The sequence below is a fragment of the Blastococcus xanthinilyticus genome (genome assembly GCF_008124835.1).
GTDB lineage: Bacteria > Actinomycetota > Actinomycetes > Mycobacteriales > Geodermatophilaceae > Blastococcus > Blastococcus xanthinilyticus.
This window is the reverse complement of the sequence record NZ_VNHW01000006.1, coordinates 195,045-218,204: the sequence shown is the minus strand read 5'-3', so window position 1 is coordinate 218,204 and position 23,160 is coordinate 195,045. Positions and strand designations below refer to the sequence as shown.

Genomic DNA, 23,160 nt, shown 5'->3' with positions numbered 1-23,160 from the left:
GCGTCGCGACCCCGTCCCGCCGCTCGTCCCCGTGCCCTCGCCCGCCACCACGGGCGCCACGCTGCTGCTCAACGCCACGTACGAGCCGCTGTGCGTGGTGTCCAGTCGGCGGGCGATCGTGCTGGTCCTCGCCGAGAAGGCCGAGTCCGTCGACGTCGCCGCCGAGGTGGTGCACGCCGAGACCCTCAGCCTCGCGGTGCCCGTCGTCGTCCGGCTCACCCGGTACGTCCGGGTGCCCTACCCCGCGTCGGTGCCCCTGTCGCGGCGGGCGGTGTTCACCCGCGACGGGCAGACCTGCGTCTACTGCGGCGGCTCGGCGACCAGCATCGACCACGTCGTGCCCCGCAGCCGGGGCGGCACCCACACCTGGGACAACGTGGTGGCCGCCTGCCGTCGCTGCAACCACACCAAGGCCGACCGCTCGCTGGCCGAGCTGGGCTGGAAGCTGCCCCACCCGCCGCGGACGCCCAGCGGTGCGGCCTGGCGGCTGCTCGGGCACCGGACGGTCGACCCGCGCTGGCGCGAGTGGCTGGGGGCGCCGGAGAGCGTCAGCGCCTGAGGCTCGCCCCCTCCGCCGGCCGGTGGCCCCCGGCGTGGACGAGGCGCGCGCCGGGACGGCGTTCCTTGGGGCCGCCGGGAGGCCCTCTGTCGCGCGGCTCCCAGGCATAACCTCACCGCGCTGCCCGCTCAAATTATCCGATTCCGCCATTGCTGCTGCAGTCGGTGGCGTGGCCTCCCAGCACCAAGTGCCAGCGTCCGGGGCGCATGGAGAAGTTCCTGGGCGAATTCGCACACGCGGTGCGTGTCGCGCACGGAACTGAACGGATCAGTGACGTTAGGTTGCCGCCAGCAGCCAGCGCCACCGTGGCGCTGCGGTCGCCGAAAGGTGTTCCCATGTCGAGCTCCACCCTGTCCCGTCGGCCGCAGATGCAGCGGATCGGCCTCGTCGGTATCGGCACCGCCGTCCTCCTCGTCGGGATCTCGCCCGCCGCGATGGCCGCCACCGACGTCACCATCCCGCTCGAGCCCGCCGAGGTCGAGCTGAGCGCCTTCCCGGTCGAGAACGTCGGCGCGATGGACCCCATGGCCGACCCGGCCACCGCACCCACCGTGATCCCCGTCGAGGTCCAGTACGGCGGCACGATCACCGTCGCCCTGCCCACGGAGCTCGACGACTCCGCCGTCGAGGCCGCGCTGACCTTCGACGACGACGGCGACGGCAACCCCGACGTGGTCTACGCCTCCAACCCGACGGGGGCCGAGCTGCCTCTGACGATCAGCGGCGCGGGCACCGGCAGCATCACGGTCACCCTGCCCGCGGACGACGGCACGGGCGTCGACGCCGGCACGCTCTTCCTCGAGCCGCTCACCACGGACCCGGCGGACCTGACCGCTGCCTTCACCTACTACGACCCGCTGTTCTACGACCTCGCGTTCGACGCCGCCGCGCCCGCCGCGCAGAACGTCGCGCCCGAGCTCGTCGCGCTCGCGCAGGTTCCCTGCGCGATCTCGTCCACCACGGCCTGCCCGGTCGCGGTGACCGCCGGCTCGACCGTCACGCTGGACCTGACTGCCACGTCGGTGCTGCGCGAGCTCGGCCTCACCGACCTGACCGGTGTCCAGGCCGGCCTGCAGGCGATCGACGCCAACGGCGACGCCACCGGTGCCGCAGTGCCGCTGACCGTCCAGGTCAGCGGCTCGACGGCGACCTTCGTGCTGCCGGCCGGCACCGCGGCCGGCTCCTACGGCCTCGTGGTCGCGCAGGCGACCCCGTCCGGCGGCGTCTCGGTCGTCGCCGTGCAGCTCGCCGTGGCCGCTGCCAGCGTGGCCGCCCCGCCGGCCGCGCCGGTGGCCAACGACGGGCTGCGCTCGAACACCGGCGTCGAGGCGGTCGAGGCCGGCTCCACCGGGACCCTCGCGGTCGCCGCGGGTGCCGGGATGCTGCTGCTCGCGGGAGCGGGTGGCGTCACCGTCGTCCGCAACCGGCGTCGTCCGGCGGCCGAGAGCGGGACGTGCGAGGTCTGACGCGTCCGGGCCGGCGCTCCGCCGTCACGGCGATCGCCGCCCTGGGCGTCGCCGGAGCCACGCTGATCGCCGTCGGTCTCGCCGACGGCGATCAGCCGGCCGCGGCCACCGGGTCGGCCGACCCGGTGGCCGCGGCCACCGCGGCTCCACCGCACGACGAGCCGCCGCAGCCGACGCTGCCGCCGGAGGGGACGGTCCTGCCCACGCCGCACTCGGACGTGCACGTGACCGTTCCCGCACTCGGCATGGATCTGCCGGTGCTGCCGGTGACGCCCCGTCGCGGCGCGATCGACCCGCCCACCCTCACCGCTGCCTACTGGATCGAGCCCTACGGCGATCCGGTCGGCGCCGCTGCGGAGAGCGACAACACGCTCTACCTCGCCGCGCACTCGACCGGCACCGGGAAGTACGGCTTCGATCCGCTGATGGCCCCCGAGGGCCGGGGGAGCACGCTCGCCGCGGGGGACGTCGTCGAGGTCAGCACGCCCGAGGGCACGGTCCGCTACACCGTCGAGCGCACCGAGCGCTACGCCAAGGGCGAGCTCCCCGGCGCCACCGAGGTGTGGGAGGCCTCGCCGGGCCGGCTGGTGCTGATCACCTGCTTCCAGCGCGGTGGTGGCCGGAACTCCACCGAGAACCTCGTGGTGTTCGCCGAGTCCTGATCCGGTGCCGCGGGGCGCGCGTCCTGAGGGGTCGCGCCCCGCGCACCGGTACCCGGCGGCGCCCGTGGCGTGGCTGCCGGAGCCGGACCCGGCCCCGCACGCGCTAGCGTCCGCACGTGACCTCCGGCACCCAGCTGCACGACCTCACCGCGCTCGAGCAGGCCGCCGCCGTCCGCGCGAAGGAGGTCAGCCCGACGGAGCTGGTCGAGCACGCGCTGAGCCGGATCGACGCCCTCGACGCGGGGCTCGGGGCGTTCATCACCGTCACGCCGGAGCGCGCCCGCGCCGCTGCGTCCGCGGCCGAGGACCGGCTCCGGGAGGGCGGGGAGCTGCCGCCGCTGCTCGGCGTCCCGACCGCGATCAAGGACCTCAACAACACCGCCGGGGTGCGGACGACGTTCGGCTCGGCGGCGATGGCCCGCTTCGTGCCCGCCGTCGACGACGCGGTGGTCACCCGGCTGGCCGCCGCCGGAACGATCAGCCTCGGCAAGACGAACACCCCCGAGTTCGGCTTCCCCTGCTGGACCGACAACGACGTGACCGGCCCGGCCCGCTGCCCGTGGGACCCCTCCCGTCTGGCCGGCGGCTCCAGCGGGGGAGCGGCGGTCGCCGTCGCCGCCGGGATGGTGCCGTTCGCCCAGGGGAGCGACGGCGGCGGCTCGATCCGCATCCCGGCGAGCATCAACGGATTGTTCGGCATCAAGCCCACCCGCGGGCGGATCAGCAACGCCCCGTACGGCAGCGAGACCACCGGGCTCGGCACGAACGGCCCGCTGGCCCGGACGGTGCGGGACGCCGCCGCGATGCTCGACGCCATGGCCGGCCCGGAGATCGGCGACCCGTTCTGGGCGCCGCCGCTGCCGCCCGGCGAGACGTTCCTCGGCTGCGCCGACCGCGAGCCGGGGCGGCTGCGGATCGGCCGCTACGTGGAGTCGCCGATCCCGGGGGTGGAGCTCGAGCCGGAGGTCGCCGGGGCGCTGGACGACGCCGCCCGGCTGCTGGAGAGCCTCGGCCACACCGTCGAGGACGCCCCGGCCGGCCTCCTGGACCCGGCGGTGCTCCCGTCCTTCGAGACGGTCTGGGCGCTCAGCGCGACCACCCTGCCGGTGCCGCCCGACCGGATCGACCGGCTGCGGCCGCTCACCCGGTGGATGCGCGACCGGGGGCTGGCCCTGTCGGCGGCGGACGCGATGCAGGCGATGTTCGCGCTGCGGCTGTTCTCCCGGCAGTTCATCCGGGCCACCGCGGGCTACGACGTGCTGCTCGCCCCGGTGCTCACCATGACCCCCCGGCCGATCGGCTGGTTCCAGGCCGACGGCGAGGGGGCCCCGGACTTCGAGCGGCAGAAGCGCTACGCGGCCTTCACCGCGCTGTTCAACGTCACCGGCCAGCCCGCGGTGAGCGTGCCCCTGCACTGGACGGCGGACGACCTGCCCGTCGGCACCATGCTGGTCGGCCGGCCGGCGGACGAGGCGACGCTGATCTCCCTGTCGGCACAGCTGGAGGCGGCCCGGCCGTGGGCGCACCGTCGCCCCGCCGTCTGGGCGGGCAGCCGATGATCACGGGCCGCTGCCGGTAAGTTGTTCCTGTGTTCGACGCTGAGTGGTACCTCGTCTTCGCCGGCATCCCCCTGGCCATCGTCGCCGTGCTGGCCCTGCTGACGCTCCGCCCGGGCAAGGACCGCCGCCCCCGCTACAAGCCGGGGCAGCCGTGGCAGCACGCCCCGGTGTGGTTCGAGCCGCACCCGGCGCACGTCGGCGGGGGCTCCGAGCACGGCCCGGCCGCGGCGCACGGGCCGGCGGCGGTCCCGGGCAGCGGCACCGCCGCGCTGGGCTCGTCGATGTACCCGGAGCAGCCGGGGGAGCGCGCCCTGGAGTCCGGGCACGGCTCCGGCCCCGCAGTCGCCACCGGGACGGCGCGGCCCGTCGGCGGCGCCACCGCCGCGTCCGTCCCGCCGCCCGCCGGCCCGCTCGGCGGCGCCCGTGGGACCTGGTGACGAGACCCCGGTGACCCTTCCTGACGTTCCGACGACCACCCCCGGAGACCGGCGATGACCCGCGCGCTCGACGTTGAATCCCACGACACCGCCAGCGAGGGCACCGCCCCCTCGCGCACGGAGGAGCCCCGCCTCGACGAGGTGTTCAGCTTCAAGGAGCTGGCCCGCCTCGACGAGGCGCTCACCATGTCCTCCCGCGAGACGGGGCTGCGCTTCACCCTCTACGTCGGCGAGCTGGGCACCCCCACCCGCCGGCACGCCGAGGAGCTGCACGCCCGTTCCGGGGCCACCCCCTCGGACGCGGTGCTGATCGCCGTCTCACCCGGCCAGCGGGTGGTCGAGGTGGTCACCGGCGCCGGTGCGGCCCGCCGGCTGCCCGACCGCGCCTGCGCGCTCGCCGTCCTGTCGATGACCAGCTCCTTCGGGGCCGGTGACCTCGTGGGTGGCATCGTCAACGGGCTGCGCCAGCTCTCCGACCAGGCCGGCCACCCGGCGGGCCTGCGCCCCTGAGCACACTGCGGTAGAGGCGCCGCACCCCACGTGGGTGCGGCGCCTCTGTCGTTCCACCTGCCCCCTGTTGATCAGGTGACCTGATCGTTTGTGGTCCTGGCTCACCACCGGTGCTGAGCCAGGACCCTTTGTGATCAGGTGACCTGATCGTCATGGGGGGCTGGGGACGACGGAGCCCCGCCCACCGGCCGGTGGGCGGGGCTCTGCCGTACCGCGGTCAGGCGCCGGCGTCGGCGTCCCGCTCGCGGGCGCGCAGCGCGCGGGCGATGCCGTCCCGGCCCTCGAACACCAGCCGGCGCAGCGCGGGCGGCTGCTCGGCGTCGGCCAGCCAGGCGTCGGCCGCGGCGATGGTCCGGGGCTCGACGACCGGCGGGAACAGGTACTGCACCGTGTTCTTCGCGATCTCGCCGGGACGGCGGTCCCAGACCGGGCGCACCTCGGCGAAGTAGCGGTCGACGTACTCCGTGGTCAGCTCCCGCTGCGCCGGGTGCCAGAAGCCCTGGAGGATCGCCTCGTGCACCGCGTTGGGCAGCGTGTCGTCGGTGAACGCCCGCTGCCAGGTGTCCGCCTTGGACTCCGCGGTGGGCCGCAGCGCCCGGGCGGTGGCCGCGCGCCGGCTGCCGGTGGCGGTGGCGTCCCGCTCGGCCTCGGCGTCGATCTCCGCGTCCCCGGCCGCGCCGATGGCGACCAGCCCGTGCAGGAACGCCCAGCGCGCGTCGGCGTCGACCTCGAGCCCCTCGACCGTCCGCGATCCGTCGAGCAGGCCGCGCAGCGCCGCGGCGTGCTCGTCGGTGCGCGCCGCGCTGGCCAGCGTGCGCGACCACAGCAGCTGCTGGTCGCTGCCCGCGGGCGCCGCCTCGAGCGCGGCCAGCGCGTGGTCGGCCAGCTGGGCCCAGCCGGTCGGCGCCCAGGCCGGGTCGGCGAAGGAGGACAGCGCCGCCTGCACCCGGGCCAGCAGCGACTGGATGACGCTGCTCTCGGTCTCCGCGCCGATCCCGGCGAGCACCAGGCGCACCCACTCGCGGGCGGGCAGCTCGGCGTCCCGGGTCATGTCCCAGGCGGCCGACCAGCACAGCGCGCGGGCCAGCGGGTCGGGCAGCTCGCCGATCCGGGTGCGCAGCGTGGCGAGCGAGCGCTCGTCCAGCCGGAGCTTGGCGTAGGTGAGGTCGTCGTCGTTGACCAGCACGAGGTCCGCGGCCGGGTGCCCGACCAGCTCCGCGACCTCGGTACGGGCCCCCGCGACGTCGAGCTCCACCCGGGAGCTGCGGGTCAGCCCCTCGGGGCCGCCGCTGTAGAGCCCCACGGCCAGCCGGTGGTTGCGCAGCACCGGGTGCTCGGCGACCGCCGTCTGCTCGATCGCGAAGCTCGCGTACCGGCCGTCGTCGGTGAGCTCGTACACCGGCCGCAGCGTGTTGACCTGGCTGGTGCGCAGCCACTGGTCGGCCCACTCCGACAGGTCGCGACCGGAGCTCTCCGACAGCGGGCCCAGCAGGTCGGCGAGCGTGGTGTTGCCGTACTCGTGCCGGCGGAAGTACCGCTGCACGCCGGCCAGGAACTCCTCCCGCCCGACGTAGGCGACGAGCTGCTTGAGCACCGAGGCGCCCTTGGCGTAGGTGATGCCGTCGAAGTTCACCTCGACCGCGGCGACGTCGGGGATGTCCGCGGCGATCGGGTGGGTCGAGGGCAGCTGGTCCTGCGCGTACGCCCAGGCCTTCTCGGTGTTCGCGAACGTCGTCCACGCCGTGCGGTACTCGGTGGCCTCCGCCTGGCACAGGGTGCTGATGTAGGTGGCGAAGGACTCGTTGAGCCACAGGTCGTCCCACCAGCGCATGGTGACCAGGTCGCCGAACCACATGTGGCCGAGCTCGTGCAGGATCGTCTCCGCGCGGCGCTCGTACCGGGCCCGGCTCACCTTCGACCGGAAGACGTAGTCCTCCAGGAACGTCACCGCGCCGGCGTTCTCCATGGCCCCGGCGTTGAACTCGGGGACGAAGAGCTGGTCGTACTTGTCGAACGGGTACGGGTAGTCGAACACCCGGTGGTAGAAGTCGAACCCCTGCTTGGTCACCCGGAAGATCTCCTCCGGGTCGAGGAACTCCGCCAGCGACGCCCGGCAGTACAGCCCCAGCGGGATGCCCTCGTGCAGGTCGGTGACCTTGGCGTACGGGCCGGCGACGAGGGCCACCAGGTAGGTGGAGATCCGCTTGGTCGGGGCGAAGTGCGCCAGCTGCGAACCGCCGGCGCCCGCCTCGATGGTGCGGTCACCGGTGTTGGAGATGACCTGCCAGTCGAACGGCGCGGTCACGTGCAGGGTGAAGGTGGCCTTGAGGTCGGGCTGGTCGAAGCAGGTGAACATCCGCTTGGCGTCGGCCGGCTCGAACTGGGTGTAGAGGTACACCTGGTCGTCGACCGGGTCGAGGAAGCGGTGCAGCCCCTCGCCGCTGTTGGAGTAGCGGCAGTCCGCCGTCACCACGAGGGTGTTGCGCTCGGCCAGGCCGGGCAGCGGCAGGCCGCCGTCCTCGGTGTAGGTGCTCACGTCGAGGTCGGTGCCGTTGAGCGTCGCCGAGACGACCGTCTCGGCCACCAGGTCGATGAACGTCTCGGCGCCCGGCTGGCGGCAGGTGAACTCGACGGTCGTCGTGGAGCGGAAGGTGCCGTCGCCAGGATGCCCGGCTCCGTCGGTCACGTCGAGGGAGATGTCGTAGCTCTGGACGGCGAGCAGTTCGGCGCGGACGGCGGCATCGGCGCGGGTCAGGTTGGGTACAGCCACTGCGGCAGCTTGTCATGCGGTGCGGAGGGTCCGCCGCCCGCGCACGGGTTCCGGCGGGGAACAAGCCGCCCGCCACCCGACTTGGCAGCCACACGGACGGCCCGGGCGCTCCCGCCCCGGGCCCATGGAGCGAGGAGCACGGATGACCGAGGCAGTGCAGAGCGCCCCCACGACGGCCCGCGTCGACTTCTGGTTCGACCCGCTGTGCCCGTGGGCCTGGCTGACCAGCCGCTGGGTGCTGGAGGCCGCGAAGGTGCGCGACATCGACCTGCACTGGCACGTCATGTCGCTGGCCGTGCTCAACCGCGGCCGCGACCTGTCCGAGGACTACCAGGAGATGATGAAGCAGGCGATCGGCCCGGTGCGGGTCGCGGTCGCCGCCGCCCAGCAGCACGGCGACGAGGTGCTCGGCGACCTCTACACCGCCATGGGCACCCTCCGGCACCACGACGGCCTGGAGATCGCCGACGTCATCGCCCCGGCCCTCGAGCGGGTCGGCCTGCCGGCGGAGCTCGCGCAGGCCGCGGCCTCCACCGAGTTCGACGAGGCGCTGGAGAAGAGCCACCACGAGGGGATGGACCCGGTCGGCGACGACGTCGGCACCCCGGTCATGCACATCGACGGCGTGGCGTTCTTCGGGCCCGTGATCAGCAAGGTCCCCACCGGCGAGGACGCCGGCAAGGCCTTCGACGGCGCGGTGCTGCTGGCCAACCTCCCCGACTTCTGGGAGCTCAAGCGCACCCGGCTCTCCGGGCCGGACATGGAGTCGGTGCCGGCCGACGCCCTGGAGCTCACCCGACGCTGAGCCCCGTGCACGCTCAGGCGGTGCCCGCGGTCGATGCCGACGGCGGGTACCGCCCTGACGTGCGCCAGGCGGCGAGCGACGCCTGCATCTTGTCCATGCACTGCTCCTGGCCCGCCCGGGACTGCTGACGCGCGGCCTCGTCGGTGTAGCCGGTCTCGCGCACCGTCACGCGTGTGCGGCCGCCGGGGAGCGGCTCCAGCTCCACCACGTGCGGAACCTGCGCGGGCACGCCGTGCGGTATCCCGGCCTCGGCAGGCTCGACGGCCCGCCCGAGGGAGTCGGCGAACTCGCTGACGAACTCGATCCGGGTGGGCTCGGCGATCGAGCGGTACGTCCACCGGTTGTGCATCCGGAAGGCCCCGTGCTCGCGGGGGGCCTGCATGGCGACCAGCGTCGTGCCGCCGACCCGGAAGTCGACCTCGGCCCGCGGGCAGGTGAATCCGGTGGGGCCCCACCACTGCCGGATCAGGTCGGAGTCCGACCACGCCTGCCACGCCACGGCGGGCGGCGCGTCGATCTCCCGCGTCACCACCACGTCGCCGGAACCGTCCTCGGACATGTGGAGCTCCTTCCGCAGTGACTCCTCCTGTACTCGTGGACTCCGGCGCCGGCGCCGACTCATCGCCGGCGCAGCTGGATCCCGGGTCTTTGGCATCCTGACGGGATGCCGCACCTCACCCGCCAGCGCATCTTCATCTCCGGCGCCAGCTCCGGTCTCGGGGAGGGCATGGCCCGCCGGTTCGCCGCGATGGGCCGCGACCTCGCCCTGTGCGCCCGCCGGGTCGACCGGCTCGAGGCGCTGCAGGCCGAGCTCCGCGACGCCCATCCCGGCGTGCGCGTCGAGGTCGCCGCGATGGACGTCGACGACCCGGCCTCGGTGGCGACCGTCTTCCCCGAGCTGGCCGACCGGCTGGGCGGGTTCGACCGGGTGATCGTCAATGCCGGGATCGGCAAGGGGGCCTCCGTCGGCACGGGTGAGGCCGACCGGAACCGGGCCGTGCTGCAGACGAACGTGCTGGGGGCGCACGCGCAGTGCGAGGTGGCGATGGAGCTGTTCCGCCGCCAGGGTGCGGGCCACCTGGTGCTGATCTCCTCGGTCGCCTCCGTGCGCGGCATGCCGGGCAGCCGGACCGCGTACGGCGCCAGCAAGGCGGCGCTGAACGCGCTGGCCGAGGGCATCCGGTCGGACGTCTACGGCTCGCAGATCGTCGTCTCCACGGTGCTGCCCGGCTACATCGCCACCGACATCAACGTCGGCCGCCGGGGCCCGCTCACGGTCGGCCTGGACAAGGGCGTGGATGCGCTCACCCAGGTCATCGAGCGCGAGCCGGTGCGCGGCTACGTGCCCGGGTTCCCGTGGCGCCCGGTCGCCGCGCTGCTGCGCGTGCTGCCGCTGTCGGTCGTCCGCCGGCTCACCGGGTCGTGAGGGGCCGCCCGGCGGCGACCGCCATCGTCGCGGCCGGGTAGGGCCCCGGCCGGCCCTCGCGCAGCGCGGTCAGGACGGCGAGCAGCTCCTCCCGCTGGGCACCGACGAAGGCTGCGTCGACCACCGCGCCGTGGCCCGGCACCACCGGGCCGCGGGCCAGCGCGTGCACCCGGCCGAGGGTCGCCGGCCAGTCCGCCGGCCAGGAGTCCCCGAAGTCAGGTGGCGCCCCCTCCTCGACCAGGTCCCCGGCGAAGAGCACGGTCGCGTCGCCGGCGGTCTCCACCTCGACCACCAGGTCGTGGTCGGTGTGCCCGCGGCCGAGGTGCCGCAGCACCACCTCGCGGCCGCCGACGTCGAGCACGGCGACGTCGTCGACGAGCTGGTCCGGCGGGTCGATCGGGGTGGCCCGGAGGAGCGCGGCCTCCCCGGCGGCCAGCGTGGCGACGACGGCGGACCGCTGCGCCTCGCCCTCGGCGCGCAGCGCCGCCGCACAGCCCCGTGAGCCCCATATCCGTGCCGGCCGGAACGCCGCGTTGCCGAAGCAGTGGTCGTAGTGGGCGTGGGTGTTCACCACGGTCCACGGGTGCGGCGTGACCGCGCGGACGGCCGCCACCAGGTCCGCCGCCTCGCCGAGGTGCGACCGGGTGTCGACGACGAGGCAGGCCCCGTCGCCGAGCACGAGGCCGCAGTTGAGGTCCAGGGACCGGTGCCGGCGCACCAGGACGCCGTCGGCCACCTCCTGCCAGCCGGTGCTCACCAGTTGATCCGCATCGGCCGGCCGCGGGAGTCCCGCGCGTCGTCGCCCACCGACTCTGCCGTGCCGGCCGCGAGGCGCTGCGCCGACCAGGCGGCGGCGCAGGCGTCCAGCGCGTCGACGGCCGGCAGCCTCGGTGGGGCCTCGGCCAGCGCGCGGTCGACGTCCATCGCCGGGCGCAGGGCCGCCAGGCGCTGCGCCAGCCCGCGGGCGGCGATCTTCGGGTCGCGCACCTGCTCGTCCAGCGCGCGGAACGCCAGCTCGGGGTGGACCTCGTGCACCCGCGGATCGGGCGGGTCGCCCAGCGCGTCGTCCAGCGAGCGGATCGACGGCACCAGCCCCCACGCCTGCCTCGACAGCGCGCGACCCGAGGCGGCGACGGCGATCCGGCAGGCGTCGGCGTAGTCCACCGCGTCCAGGACCGGGCGCAGCGGAGCCGGGAAGACCGAGCTGCCCGCGCGGCCCAGCAGCCGCCGGGCGGCGACGTCGCACGGGCGTGGGTCGCGCTCCGAGAGGCCGATCGGCATGTCGACCGCCACCGCGTCCAGGCCCGGCAGCGCGAGCGCCGACGCGACGTCCGGGAGCGCCAGCAGCGTCACCTCGCCGTCGTGCAGCAGGGCGCCGGCCCAGGCGCCCCGCCAGCCGTCCAGCCCCAGCACAGCCACGCCGGGGAGCCTGTCAGACTCCTCGCCATGCGCGTCTTCATCGGCACCGACCACGCCGGCCTGGAGTTCAAGGAGCACCTGAAGAAGGCCCTCGCCGACGCCGGTCACGAGCCGGTCGACTGCGGCGCCTTCGAGTACGACGCCCAGGACGACTACCCGCCGTTCTGCTTCGAGGTGGGGGAGCGGACGGTCGCCGAGCCCGGCACGCTCGGTGTGGTCATCGGTGGCTCGGGCAACGGCGAGCAGATGGCGGCCAACAAGGTGCCCGGCGTGCGCGCCGCCCTGGTCTGGAACACCGCCACCGCGCAGCTGGCCCGCCAGCACAACGACGCCAACGTGGTCTCGATCGGCGCCCGCCAGCACAGCGACGACGAGGCGACCGAGCTCGTGCTGGAGTTCCTGCGGACGCCGTTCAGCGGGGACGAGCGGCACGTGCGCCGCATCGGCCTGATCTCGGACTACGAGCGGGACCGCCACCGCCCGGCCGGGGGCCTGCCCACCCGCACCCGGCACCCCTGACGACGGCGGGCGGAACGGCCCCTGTTCCCGTCCCGCCGAGGGCGCCGCTGAATGACTATGCAACGTCGTGCATACTTGCCAGCGTGTCCAAGGTGCTCACCTCCCTGCCCACCGGCGAACGCGTCGGCATCGCCTTCTCCGGCGGTCTCGACACCTCGGTAGCGGTCGCGTGGATGCGCGACAAGGGGGCGGTGCCGTGCACGTACACGGCCGACATCGGCCAGTACGACGAGCCGGACATCGCCTCCGTCCCCGGCCGGGCGACCGCCTACGGCGCGGAGATCGCCCGGCTGGTCGACTGCCGGGCGGCGCTGGTGGAGGAGGGCCTGGCGGCCCTGACCTGCGGCGCCTTCCACATCCGCTCCGGCGGGCGCAGCTACTTCAACACCACCCCGCTGGGCCGCGCGGTCACCGGCACCCTTCTGGTGCGCGCCATGCTCGAGGACGACGTCCAGATCTGGGGCGACGGCTCGACGTTCAAGGGCAACGACATCGAGCGCTTCTACCGGTACGGCCTGCTGGCCAACCCCTCGCTGCGCATCTACAAGCCCTGGCTGGACGCCGACTTCGTCACCGAGCTCGGCGGCCGCACCGAGATGTCGCAGTGGCTGGTCGCGCACGACCTGCCCTACCGCGACAGCGCCGAGAAGGCCTACTCGACCGACGCCAACATCTGGGGCGCCACGCACGAGGCGAAGACCCTCGAGCACCTGGACACCGGACTCGAGACGGTCCAGCCGATCATGGGTGTGCGCTTCTGGGACCCCGCGGTGGAGATCGCTCCCGAGGACGTCACCATCGGCTTCGCCCAGGGGCGCCCGGTGTCGATCGACGGGCAGGAGTTCGGCTCCGCCGTCGACCTGGTGCTCGCCGCCAACGCCATCGGCGGGCGGCACGGCCTCGGCATGTCCGACCAGATCGAGAACCGGATCATCGAGGCCAAGAGCCGGGGCATCTACGAGGCGCCGGGCATGGCCCTGCTGCACATCGCCTACGAGCGGCTGGTCAACGCGATCCACAACGAGGACACCCTCGCGACCTACCACAGCGAGGGACGGCGGCTGGGCCGGCTCATGTACGAGGGCCGCTGGCTGGACCCGCAGTCGCTGATGCTGCGGGAGTCGCTGCAGCGCTGGGTCGGCATGGCGGTCACCGGCGAGGTCACCCTGCGGCTGCGCCGGGGCGAGGACTACTCGATCCTCGACACCTCCGGCCCGGCCTTCAGCTACCACCCGGACAAGCTCTCGATGGAGCGCACCGAGGACTCCGCCTTCGGGCCGGTGGACCGGATCGGCCAGCTGACCATGCGCAACCTGGACATCGCCGACTCGCGCGCCAAGCTGGAGCAGTACGCCCGCCTCGGCATGGTGGGCGGCGGCCAGCCGGCCTCCATCGGTGCCGCGCAGGCGGCCGCGACCGGTCTGATCGGCGCCATGTCCGCCGGCGGCGCCGAGGCGATCGCCTCCCGCGGTCAGGTGTCGGCCGACGAGGAGCTGCTGGACCGGGCCGCCATGGAGGCCGGCACCGACTGAGTGGCCGGGCGCCGTCCCCCGGTGCGACATCTCCGCGCACGGAATGCCGTACCGGGGGACGACGCTCCGCCGGCCGGGCTCAGAAGCTGTCGGGGCACCACGGGGTCACCGGCCAGCCGAACGCTGCGCCGGCCAGCGTGACCGCGCCGGGGCTGATCTCGGTGACCCGCCCGGCGGCCTGCAGCGTGGCCAGCGAGACGCCGCCCAGGTAGGCCGCCGCCAGCTCCTCCACGCCGAGGGAGAGGTCGGGGTCGCGGTCGGTGCGGGCGCAGTAGCCGCCCGCCGGGTGCCCGGACAGCCGCCACCGGCCGTCGTTCCACGGGCAGAACGGGTCGCGCACCTCGAGCACGAGGTCGATCGGCGTCGGGTAGCGGCGGGCCGCCAGCGCGCGGTCGACGTCGACCAGCCGGAGCCACAGCCCGTCCACCGGCGTGCTGTGCAGCGCGCGGCCGTCGGTGATCAGCCAGCGCAGCGGGTCGTCGGGGGAGGAGGACGGGTACTTCACCGTGCGCACCAGGTCGATCGAGAGCAGCAGCTGCCAGAGGGCGGCGTAGGCCGGCGTGCTGGTGGCCCGCACCTCCTCGACGGTGAGCGTGCCGTCGGGCTCGCCGGTGTCGGTCCAGGTGTCGGTCACCCGGTAGGCCGCGTACCCGGTGACCGCGCCGTCGGCCTCCCGGTGCAGCAGGTACCGGCGGGCGGTGGCGCCCTTCCGCTGCGCCGGGTCGTCGCGCAGCTGCCGGTCCCACCAGCGGTCGTCGCGGGCCATGGTGCCGGGCACGAACCGGCCCACCGCCTCGCGCACGGCGACGGCGGCCGGGCGGTACTCCTCGGCGCTCACCCGTTCCACCCGGCCGGTGCCCAGGTCGACGTCCGGCCGTAGCCGCAGCCGCTCGGAGCGGCCGGTGAACCGCGCCTCCACGGTCGCCGGGGCGTAGCCGAACCGGCCGTAGATCGGGTACTCGGCGGCCCAGAGCCCGGCCACCGGCTCGCGCTGCTGCTCGTGCAGATCGGTGAGCTGACGGCGCATGATCGCGGTGAGGACGCCGCCGCGGCGGTGGGTCGGCGCCACGGTCACCCAGGTGACGCCGGCGCACGGCACCACCGCCCCGGGCACGGTGAGGGTGCGGCTGTAGATGCCCGACGTCGCGACCACGCGGTCGCCGTCCCACAGCGCCAGGGACCGGTCCAGCTCGGCCACCGAGGAGGGGCGCTCGGCGAAGTCGGCGGGCGGCTCCTCGGCGAAGACCTCGTGCATGGCCGCGGTGAAGGCGGGCCACTCGTCGAGGGTCACGGGGCGGAGCCGGGCGTCCACGTCGGTCACGGCGATGTGTCTACCTGGCCGGGCCGACAGGACGCCAACCAGTTCCGGTCAGCCGCGCAGGTAGGCCAGCGTCGCGAGCACCCGGCGGTGCTGGTCCTCGTCGGGTGCGAGCCCGAGCTTGGCGAAGATGTGCTGCGTGTGCTTCTCCACCGCGCCGGGGGTGACCACCAGCGTCCGGGCGATCGCGGTGTTCGAGTGCCCCTCGGCGATCAGCCCCAGCACCTCGCGCTCGCGCGGCGTCAGCCGGCGCACCGGGTCGTCGGCGCGCCGGCGGGCGAACAGCTGGGCCACCACCTGCGGGTCCAGCACCGTGCCGCCGGCGTCGACGTCCTCCAGCGCCGCGAGGAACGTGTCGACGTCGGCGACCCGGTCCTTCAGGAGGTAGCCGACCCCGCCGGCGCCGTCGGCGAGCAGCTCGTCGGCGTAGGCCACCTCGACGTACTGGGAGAGGACGAGGACGGCGGTGCCGGGCGCCGCGGCCCGCGCCTCCACGGCGGCGCGCAGCCCCTCGTCGGTGTGCGTCGGAGGCATCCGGACGTCGACGACGGCGACGTCGGGCCGCTGCTCGGTGACCGCCCGCACCAGCGACGGCCCGTCCCCGACGGCGGCGACCACCTCGCAGCCGGCTTCCTCGAGCAGCCGGACCAGGCCTTCGCGGAGGAGCACCGAGTCGTCGGCGAGGACCACCCGCATCCGCTCGGTCACAGGGGCAGCTCGGCGATCAGGCGGGTCGGACCGCCGCGCGGGCTGTCGACGGTCAGCACGCCGTCCACGGCCCGCAGCCGGTCGGCCAGGCCGGCCAGGCCGTGGCCGGGCGCCTGCACCGCACCGCCGTGGCCGTCGTCCTCCACGACCACCCGGAGGGCCGGACCCGCGGCGATGACGACGACCTCGCAGGTGGTGGCGCCGCTGTGCTTGGCCGCGTTGGCCAGGGCCTCGCTGACCACGAAGTAGGCGGTGTTCTCCGCGGCCGGCGCCAGCCGCTCCGCGGGCAGGTCGACGGAGAGCTCGATCGGCACGGGGGAACGGGCGGCGATCGCGGCCAGCGCGGCGGCCAGGCCGCGGTCGGCGAGCACCGGCGGCGCGATGCCTCGGGAGAGCGCGCGCAGCTCCTCGAGCGTCTCCCGGGCCAGACCGGCGGCCTCGCCGAGCGTGCTGCGGGCGGCGTCCGGGTCCCGGTCGAGCTGGCGCTGCGCGCGGGCGAGGTCCATGCCCAGGCGGACCAGCCGCTGCTGCGGGCCGTCGTGGATGTCCCGCTCGAGCCGCCGCAACGCCACCGCCTCGGCCGCGACGGCCGCGTCCCGGCCCTCGGACAGCCGGCCGATCTGGGCCTGGGTGGCGGCCCGCGAGGTGAGCAACGCCCGGCCGACCGTGGCCTGCAGGACGGCGCCGCCCCGGACGACGAACGGCAGGAGCACGGCGAACAGCAGCCCGAGCGCCGTGTACAGGGCGATGCGGGTGAGCGGCGTGCTGTCGAAGCCGAGCACCTCCAGCAGGTCGTCGTGGCCGGGATCGCGGGACGGGTCCGGCAGTGCCCAGCCCCAGAGCGCGTGGGTGAGCCCACCGAGGGCGCCGGCCCAGAAGGTCACGGTGACGACGAAGCAGAAGATCGCGAACGGGAACCGGACGAGGGCGTGCAGCGCGTCCAGCCACGTCTGCGGATCCCGCAGCGGGGTGGTCAGCCGGCGCACCGCCCGGCCCTCGGGGTGCCGGTACGCGGGCTGGGGGAGCGCGGTGCCCAGGACGGCGGGCAGCCAGGCGCGCTCCACCGTGGCGAAGCCACGGGCGGCCAGCAGGGTGGCGGCCAGGACGGCGACGCCCACCCACACCACGAGGAGCCCGCTGCCCGCGGCCAGTCCGGTGAGGACGACGACGAACGCGGCCACGCCCACGGGGAAGCCGGCCAACGCGTAACCGGTGTCCACGCCGAGCTGCCGCACGCGGCCGCGGAGGCCCGGCAGGGGGCGGCCCGCCAGGGTGAGCACGGCGGTATCACTGGTCATGCCCCCGACCCTCCCGCCGCCGGGACCCCGGCCCCAGCCCGCTGGCTGGCCGGTACGGGGTCGGGCCGGCCCGACTGGCGCTCGGTGGTCATCTCGGCGCGGATGGTCCCCGCCGCGCGGGGTCGGTGTCCAGGGGCCGGGCCGGGGAGCGTCCCCCGCTAGGGTCGGGGGGTCCCCACGCCGTCGACGTCGCGCTCCGTGCACCGGCTGCGTGTCCCCACCGACGGAGGCTCCCGTGCGCTCTCGCGCGATCCCGCTGGCCCTCAGCGCGGCCCTGCTCGCCGCCTGCACCGCGACCATCGAGGACGAGCCGGAGGAGGAGGCGGCGGCCGCCCAGGTCGAGGTGTCGGCGCCGGACGAGCCGCTGACGCTGGTCGCCGACGAGGAGGCGGTGGCGTCGGCGGTGAGCACCAGCCGGGCGCTGTTCGACTCCTCGGACGTCGCGGTGCTCGCGGCCGAGGACGACGGCGAGGGCATGCTCATGGGCGCCTCGGCCGCGGTGGCGCTCGGCGTCCCGCTGCTGGTCACGACCGGCCAGGAGGCGCCGGAGGCGGTCGGCACCGAGCTGGACCGGCTCGGCGCCGAGACGATCCTGGCCGTGGGCGAGGCCGCCGGCGGGGTGCCCCAGGGCGGTCCGGCGGTCGTGACGGTGGACGCCGATCCCGCCGCCGTCGCCGAGGCGATCGGGACCGACCTCGCCGAGGGCGAGCCGGTGCCCACCGACGGCGACGCCGCGGCCGTGGCGGCGCTGGACCCGGAGGAGCCGGCCGCCCTGCGTCCCGAGGCCGCGGAGTCGGAGTCGGAGTCGGAGTCGGAGTCGGGCACCGAGGAGGACCAGGAGGTGCTCCCGGCCGTCGACCGCGCCGACCCGCTGACCGGCACGGTGCTGCTCGCGACCGGTGCGCCCGGCGAGCTGGCCGGCATCGCGACCGCCCGCGCGGCCGGCGCCCGCGTCGTCCTCACCGGGGGAGCGACCGACCCGCGGGTCCCGGCCGACGTGGTCGAGGCGCTGGGGGAGGCCGAGCCGGAGGCGGTCGTCGCCCTCGGGGCGGGCTTCGCCGCGGAGGAGGGCCTGGACTGGAAGGTGGCGACGGCGCAGACCGGCGAGCAGCTGCCCGGCGGTGGCCAGACCCTCTTCCCCGGGGCGCTGCTGGTGGCGCTGTACGGGCACCCCGGCACCGGCGCGCTCGGGCTCATGGGCGAGCAGCCCCTGGAGGCGTCCATCCAGCGGGCGGAGGAGTACGCGGCGTCCTACGAGCCGCTGGTCGAGGACACCGTCGTCCCCACCTTCGAGATCATCGCGACCGTCGCGTCCGCATCGGCGGGGGACGACGGCGACTACTCGGCCGAGGCGGACCCGGAGTTCCTGCGCCCGTGGGTCGAGGCGGCGGGGGAGGCCGGGATGTACGTCGTCCTGGACCTCCAGCCGGGGCGGGAGAGCTTCCTGAGCCAGGTCGAGCTGTACCGGTCGCTGCTGGAGCTCCCGCACGTCGGGCTGGCGCTGGACCCGGAGTGGCGGCTGGGGCCGAACGAGGTGCACCTGGTGCAGATCGGCTCGGTCGGCATCGAGGAGGTCAACCAGGTCGTGACCTGGCTGGCCGACCTCACCCGGGACAACCGGCTGCCGCAGAAGCTGCTCGTGCTGCACCAGTTCCGCGTCGACATGCTCCCCGGACTGGAGCGGCTGGACACCTCCCGCGACGAGCTGGACCTGATGATCCACGTCGACGGGCAGGGCGGGCAGGGCGCCAAGCAGGCCACCTGGCGGGTGCTGCACGACAACGCGCCGGAGGGGGTCTCCTGGGGCTGGAAGAACTTCATCGACGAGGACCTCCCGATGCTCACCCCGGAGCAGACGATCCAGCAGGTCGCCCCCCTCCCGGAGCTGGTCACCTACCAGTAGGGAACCGGACACCCGCGCCCTCGCATCCGTCGTTACCGTCGACCCGGATCCCCTGCGCACCGTCACGGGGACCACCGATCGAGAGGAACGACCGGATGAGACGGCGGATCACGCTGTCCGTGGCGGCCACGGCAGCGGCGCTGACCATGGCGCCCCTGAGCCCGGCCGCGGCGGCGCCGCACGCGGCGGACGACCTGACGCTGACCATGCTGGCCACGACCGACCTGCACGGGCGCGTGCAGAACTGGGACTACTTCGCCGACCGGCCCTACTCGGAGCGGGCGGGCTTCGAGACCGGCCTGGCCAAGGTGGGCACCGTCGTGGACTCGGTGCGCGCCGAGCGGGGCGAGGAGAGCGTCTTCGTCGTCGACAACGGCGACTTCCTCCAGGGCACGCCGCTGAGCTACTACTACGCCCGGCAGGAGCCGGTCACCGAGACCCGCGTCGAGCACCCGATGGCGGCGGCGTTCGACGCCATCGGCTACGACGCCCAGGTCGTCGGCAACCACGAGTTCAACTACGGTCTGGACCTGCTGCGCGCCTACGAGAAGGACGTCGACCATCCCCTGCTCGGCGCCAACGTGCTCCGCGACGGCACCCCGCGGCCGTACCTGAAGCCCTACACCATCGAGACGATGCGCGTGCCCGGCCACCGGCCGGTCAAGGTCGGCATCATCGGCCTCACCACCCCCGGCTCGGCCATCTGGGACAAGGGCAACGTCGAGGGCCGGGTCACCTTCCAGGACATGGTCGAGGCGGCGGAGAAGTGGGTGCCGGTGGTCGACCGGAAGGCCGACGTCGTCGTCGTCCTGTCGCACGCCGGGGTGGGCGGGACGTCGTCCTACGGCCCCGAGGTGCCGACGGAGAACCCCTCCGACGTCATCGCCCGCACCGTGCCGGGCATCGACGTCATGGTGGTCGGCCACACGCACCGGAACCAGCCGTCGCAGGTCGTGACCAACGAGGTCACCGGCGAGGACGTGCTGCTGACCCAGCCCTACCGCTGGGGCGCGACGGTCTCCCAGGTCGACATCGACCTGGAGCAGGGGCGCGGCGGCCGGTGGGACGTCGTCGGCACCTCGGCGGAGGCGCTGAGCACCGCCGGGGTCCCGGAGTCGCCGGAGGTGCTGGCCGCGACGGCCGAGGCGCACGCGACGACCGTGGAGTACGTCAACCAGGTCGTGGCCACCTCGGCCGAGGAGCTCTCGGCCCGGACCAGCCGCTACGAGGACACCGCGATCCTGGACTTCATCCAGGACGTCCAGACCGACACCGTCGACGCCGCCCTGGAGGGCACCGACCGGGCGGACCTGCCGGTGCTCTCGATCGCCGCCCCCTTCAGCCGGGACGCCGTGTTCCCCGCCGGGAACGTCACCATCCGGGACATCGCCGGGCTCTACATCTACGACAACACCCTCGAGGCGGTGGAGCTCACCGGCGCCCAGCTGAAGGAGTACCTGGAGTTCTCCGCCCGGTACTTCGAGCAGGTGCCGACGACCGGGGACGTCGACCCCGAGACCATCACCAACGCGGTCGTGGACGGCTTCCCGAACGGGATCCCGGACTACAACTACGACATCCTCTCGGGCGTGGAGTACGACATCGACGTCGCCCAGCCGGCCGGCTCGCGCATCGTGGGGCTGTCCTACGACGGTGCGCCGGTGGCCGACGACGACCGGTTCGTCGTGGCGGTGAACAACTACCGCCGCAGCGGCGGTGGCGGCTTCCCGGCCATCTCCACCGCGCCGGTGGTCTACAACGAGCAGCGGGAGATCCGCCAGCTGCTCATCGAGCGGGCGCAGGAGGTCGGCGTGATCGACCCGGCGGAGTTCTTCGTCGAGAACTGGCGGCTCGTGCGCGACGGCGAGCCGCTGCTCCCGTGACGCGCTGACACCGACCCGCCCGGCGAGGGCGGGGAACAGGGGGAGCCCCCGGGACCGGCGTCCCGGGGGCTCCCGTTCTGTCGGTGCCGTGTGGTGTGCTGACCCGCACGTCGATCTTCGAGGAGTGGTCTGCCGTGACCAGTGCCGTCATCGGTCCCGCCGATCAGCTGGACCCGCGGCTGCTCGAGCACCGCCGCGAGCTCACCGGCTACTGCTACCGGATGCTCGGCTCGGTGTTCGACGCCGAGGACGCGGTGCAGGAGACGATGGTCCGCGCCTGGCGTGGGCTCGCCGACTTCGAGGGTCGCTCCGCGGTGCGTTCCTGGCTGTACCGGATCGCCACGAACGTCTGCCTGGACCAGCTCTCCGGCCGGCAGCGCCGGGCGCTGCCGATGGACCTGGCCGGCAACTCCTACCCGCCGGTGCCCGCCTCGCTGGCCGGGCGCCGCCCCACCGAGGCCTGGATCGAGCCGGTCCTCGACCGGCAGGTCCTCCCCGAGGACGGCGACCCGGCGGAGCAGGCGGTGGCGCGCGAGTCGGTGCGGCTGGCCTTCGTCGCCGCGCTGCAGCACCTGCCGCCCAAGCAGCGGGCCGTGCTGATCCTGCGCGAGGTGCTGCGCTGGAAGGCCGACGAGGTCGCCGAGCTGCTCGACACCACGGTGGCGTCGGTGAACAGCGCCCTGCAGCGGGCCCGGGCGACGCTCGCCGACGTCGGGGGCCGGCCGGCCCCGCGCACCCTGGACGACGAGGGCCGCGCGCTGCTGGCCCGGTACCTCGACGCGTTCGAGCGGTACGACATCGACGCCTTCGTGCAGCTGCTGCACGAGGACGCCACCCAGCACATGCCGCCGTTCGAGATGTGGCTGCGCGGCCGCGACGACATCGGCACCTGGATGCTGGGCCCCGGTGCGGGGTGCCAGGGGTCCCGGCTGATCGAGACCTCGGCGAACGGCACGCCGGCGGTGGCCCAGTACCGCCCGGCCGAGGGGGGTGGTCACCTCCCGTGGGGCCTCCACGTGCTGGAGATCGAGGACGGCCGGATCGCCCACATCTCCAGCTTCCTCAACCTCGACTGCGAGCTGTTCGCCGCGCTCGGGCTGCCGACGTCCTTCGACTGACCGGGTCGCCGGTGAGCCCGTCCGGTTCCGGTTCCGGTTGACGGCACCGCGCCGCCCCGCCAGCCTGAGGTGATGACGGCAGTGGTGCTGCCCGCACACGGGCGATGGACGTGGGACGCGCGTGGCGACGGGCGGGCCGTCCGGGTCACGACGCACACCGACGACGGGCTGCTCAACCTCAGCCTGTGGCGCGGGGAGACGTGCGTCGGCACGGCCCGGCTGGCCCCCGGCGACGCCGCGGAGCTGATCGCGGGGCTCACGGAGGGGCTGTCGGCCCTCGCCGCGCGCCCGCGGGTGGTCGGCGCGGACGCCGGCCGGGTCGGCGAGCTGGAGGCCAGGCTCGCGCGGCTCGAGGAGCGGCAGGCGCCGCTGTGGCGCCGGGCCGCCGACGCGGCCGGGGGCTGGGCGGTGCGGAAGGCCGCGCGCCGGGCTCGCTGACCCCGCCGCCCGCTCAGCCGTCGCCCGCTCAGCCGTCGCCGGCACGGCCGGCGCCGGATCAGGCCGGTGGGATCGCCAGGCGCAGCGAGTAGTCGCCGGCGTCCATGGTCTCCACGGCCAGCCGGTAGGTGCCGGTCTCCGGAAGGGGCACCGAGACGTGCTCCTGCTGCTCGGTCATGCCGGTGTGCAGCGGCTGGCCCTGCGGGCCGGCCAGCACCCAGCGCGCCGTGCCGGTGCTCCGCGTGAAGTCCACGGTGGCCTCCTGGCCGGCCCCGGCGTCGAACGTGTAGTCGTGCGTCTGCCCGCTCGCGAGGTGGCCGGACACGGTGGCCGACGTCCCGCCGCGGGCGAAACGGATCTCCACGGGCAGGGTCAGCTCGAGGGTGTAGTCGGCGGGGTCGGAGGTCTGGACGTCCAGCCGGTAGCTGCCGGTGCGCGGCAGCTCGACGACGACGTCGTCCTGCTGCTCGGTCATGCCGCTGTGCAGCGGTGCGCCGCCCGGCCCCACCAGGGTCCAGTGCGCGGTGGCTGCGTCGGAGGTGAAGTCGATCTCGGCCGTCTGCCCGCCGGCGGCGCCGAACACGTACTCCTGGTCCCCACCGCGCGGCAGGCTGCCGGAGACGGTGTCGGAGGTGCTCCCGGCGGCGAACCGGATCGGGATCGCGTCGTCCTGGGCCCGGGCCGCACCGGCTCCGGTGCCGGCCGCCATGAGCAGCGCGGCGGCCGCGGTGATCGTGCGTCGCATGATGCCTCCTCGTGCGTGGTGGTCCCTTGCGACGTCCACGCTAGGAAGGCGGGATGGCGGCGCGGTGGCGTCGTCGTGCCCGTTC

At 74.6% G+C, this 23,160-nt stretch carries 22 protein-coding genes; 14 read left to right on the top strand and 8 right to left on the bottom strand.

The features are described from left to right. Positions 1 to 31: 31 nt before the first annotated feature. The 6 genes from BD833_RS11520 (at position 32) to BD833_RS11495 (ending at position 5,193) form a co-directional block, all read left to right on the top strand. Entirely contained in the window at positions 32 to 559 is a 528-nt protein-coding gene (locus BD833_RS11520) for an HNH endonuclease (protein WP_166533265.1), read from the top strand. A 335-nt stretch (positions 560 to 894) separates the two neighbouring features. After that, positions 895 to 2,025, top strand: a complete 1,131-nt coding sequence (locus BD833_RS11515) for a hypothetical protein (protein WP_166533264.1) — start codon at positions 895 to 897, stop codon at positions 2,023 to 2,025. Beyond that, positions 2,013 to 2,687: a class F sortase gene (locus tag BD833_RS11510; RefSeq protein ID WP_166533263.1), complete on the top strand. Its 675-nt coding sequence runs from the start codon at positions 2,013 to 2,015 to the stop codon at positions 2,685 to 2,687. The genes BD833_RS11515 and BD833_RS11510 overlap by 13 nt, the downstream gene beginning before the upstream one ends. A gap of 116 nt (positions 2,688 to 2,803) precedes the next feature. Then, positions 2,804 to 4,246 carry an amidase gene (locus BD833_RS11505; RefSeq protein ID WP_166533262.1) on the top strand — a complete coding sequence of 481 codons (1,443 nt, stop codon included), beginning with the start codon at positions 2,804 to 2,806 and terminating at the stop codon, positions 4,244 to 4,246. A gap of 29 nt (positions 4,247 to 4,275) precedes the next feature. After that, positions 4,276 to 4,683 carry an aa3-type cytochrome oxidase subunit CtaJ gene (gene ctaJ, locus BD833_RS11500; protein ID WP_166533261.1) on the top strand — a complete coding sequence of 136 codons (408 nt, stop codon included), beginning with the start codon at positions 4,276 to 4,278 and terminating at the stop codon, positions 4,681 to 4,683. Between the two features lie 54 nt (positions 4,684 to 4,737). Further along, the gene (locus tag BD833_RS11495; protein ID WP_166533260.1) at positions 4,738 to 5,193 is read left to right on the top strand and encodes a DUF5130 family protein; all 456 of its coding nucleotides are present in this window, start codon (positions 4,738 to 4,740) and stop codon (positions 5,191 to 5,193) included. 217 nt (positions 5,194 to 5,410) lie between these two features. Here the strand turns inward: BD833_RS11495 and pepN are convergent, their stop codons facing one another. After that, complete coding sequence (gene pepN / locus BD833_RS11490) at positions 5,411 to 7,963, bottom strand: aminopeptidase N (protein WP_166533259.1); 2,553 nt, start codon at positions 7,961 to 7,963, stop codon at positions 5,411 to 5,413. 142 nt (positions 7,964 to 8,105) lie between these two features. On the opposite strand from pepN, the gene BD833_RS11485 reads away from it, so the two are divergent. Beyond that, entirely contained in the window at positions 8,106 to 8,768 is a 663-nt protein-coding gene (locus BD833_RS11485) for a DsbA family oxidoreductase (protein WP_166533258.1), read from the top strand. A 13-nt stretch (positions 8,769 to 8,781) separates the two neighbouring features. On the opposite strand, the gene BD833_RS11480 is transcribed toward BD833_RS11485, so the two are convergent. Next, a complete protein-coding gene (locus BD833_RS11480; protein ID WP_166533257.1) occupies positions 8,782 to 9,327 on the bottom strand; it encodes an SRPBCC family protein in 546 nt (181 codons plus the stop codon). A 105-nt stretch (positions 9,328 to 9,432) separates the two neighbouring features. Between BD833_RS11480 and BD833_RS11475 the strand changes: the two genes are divergently transcribed. Further along, positions 9,433 to 10,194, top strand: a complete 762-nt coding sequence (locus tag BD833_RS11475; protein WP_166533256.1) for an SDR family oxidoreductase — start codon at positions 9,433 to 9,435, stop codon at positions 10,192 to 10,194. Here BD833_RS11475 and BD833_RS11470 read toward each other — a convergent pair. Both BD833_RS11470 and BD833_RS11465 read right to left on the bottom strand, forming a co-directional pair. Then, positions 10,181 to 10,951, bottom strand: coding sequence for an MBL fold metallo-hydrolase (locus BD833_RS11470; RefSeq protein WP_166533255.1), 771 nt, complete (start codon positions 10,949 to 10,951; stop codon positions 10,181 to 10,183). The two genes, BD833_RS11475 and BD833_RS11470, sit on opposite strands and share 14 nt — an antisense overlap. Further along, a complete protein-coding gene (locus BD833_RS11465; protein ID WP_166533254.1) occupies positions 10,948 to 11,613 on the bottom strand; it encodes a DUF429 domain-containing protein in 666 nt (221 codons plus the stop codon). The genes BD833_RS11470 and BD833_RS11465 overlap by 4 nt, the downstream gene beginning before the upstream one ends. 27 nt (positions 11,614 to 11,640) lie before the next feature. Between BD833_RS11465 and BD833_RS11460 the strand changes: the two genes are divergently transcribed. Next, entirely contained in the window at positions 11,641 to 12,132 is a 492-nt protein-coding gene (locus tag BD833_RS11460; RefSeq protein WP_166533253.1) for a ribose-5-phosphate isomerase, read from the top strand. Between the two features lie 83 nt (positions 12,133 to 12,215). Then, positions 12,216 to 13,664 (top strand): argininosuccinate synthase, encoded by a 1,449-nt coding sequence (argG, locus tag BD833_RS11455; protein ID WP_166533252.1) that lies wholly within the window; start codon positions 12,216 to 12,218, stop codon positions 13,662 to 13,664. 79 nt (positions 13,665 to 13,743) lie between these two features. Here argG and BD833_RS11450 read toward each other — a convergent pair whose 3' ends face one another. From BD833_RS11450 to BD833_RS11440, 3 genes are read right to left on the bottom strand one after another with little or no spacing between them, the layout of a single operon-like run. Beyond that, positions 13,744 to 14,985, bottom strand: a complete 1,242-nt coding sequence (locus BD833_RS11450; RefSeq protein WP_166533251.1) for a GNAT family N-acetyltransferase — start codon at positions 14,983 to 14,985, stop codon at positions 13,744 to 13,746. 48 nt (positions 14,986 to 15,033) lie between these two features. Beyond that, positions 15,034 to 15,690, bottom strand: a complete 657-nt coding sequence (locus BD833_RS11445) for a response regulator (protein WP_243737600.1) — start codon at positions 15,688 to 15,690, stop codon at positions 15,034 to 15,036. After that, the gene (locus tag BD833_RS11440) at positions 15,687 to 16,988 is read right to left on the bottom strand and encodes a sensor histidine kinase (protein WP_166533250.1); all 1,302 of its coding nucleotides are present in this window, start codon (positions 16,986 to 16,988) and stop codon (positions 15,687 to 15,689) included. The genes BD833_RS11445 and BD833_RS11440 overlap by 4 nt, the downstream gene beginning before the upstream one ends. Positions 16,989 to 17,223: 235 nt before the next feature. Between BD833_RS11440 and BD833_RS11435 the strand changes: the two genes are divergently transcribed. From BD833_RS11435 to BD833_RS11420, 4 genes are all read left to right on the top strand, one after another. Further along, positions 17,224 to 18,891 carry a hypothetical protein gene (locus BD833_RS11435; RefSeq protein WP_166533249.1) on the top strand — a complete coding sequence of 556 codons (1,668 nt, stop codon included), beginning with the start codon at positions 17,224 to 17,226 and terminating at the stop codon, positions 18,889 to 18,891. A 95-nt stretch (positions 18,892 to 18,986) separates the two neighbouring features. Beyond that, the gene (locus tag BD833_RS11430; RefSeq protein WP_166533248.1) at positions 18,987 to 20,774 is read left to right on the top strand and encodes a bifunctional metallophosphatase/5'-nucleotidase; all 1,788 of its coding nucleotides are present in this window, start codon (positions 18,987 to 18,989) and stop codon (positions 20,772 to 20,774) included. 134 nt (positions 20,775 to 20,908) lie between these two features. Further along, entirely contained in the window at positions 20,909 to 21,892 is a 984-nt protein-coding gene (locus BD833_RS11425; protein ID WP_166533247.1) for a sigma-70 family RNA polymerase sigma factor, read from the top strand. A 72-nt stretch (positions 21,893 to 21,964) separates the two neighbouring features. Beyond that, the gene (locus BD833_RS11420; protein ID WP_166533246.1) at positions 21,965 to 22,330 is read left to right on the top strand and encodes a hypothetical protein; all 366 of its coding nucleotides are present in this window, start codon (positions 21,965 to 21,967) and stop codon (positions 22,328 to 22,330) included. A gap of 58 nt (positions 22,331 to 22,388) precedes the next feature. On the opposite strand, the gene BD833_RS11415 is transcribed toward BD833_RS11420, so the two are convergent. Then, on the bottom strand, positions 22,389 to 23,075 hold the full coding sequence (locus tag BD833_RS11415) for a hypothetical protein (protein WP_166533245.1): 687 nt from the start codon (positions 23,073 to 23,075) through the stop codon (positions 22,389 to 22,391). Positions 23,076 to 23,160: the final 85 nt, after the last annotated feature.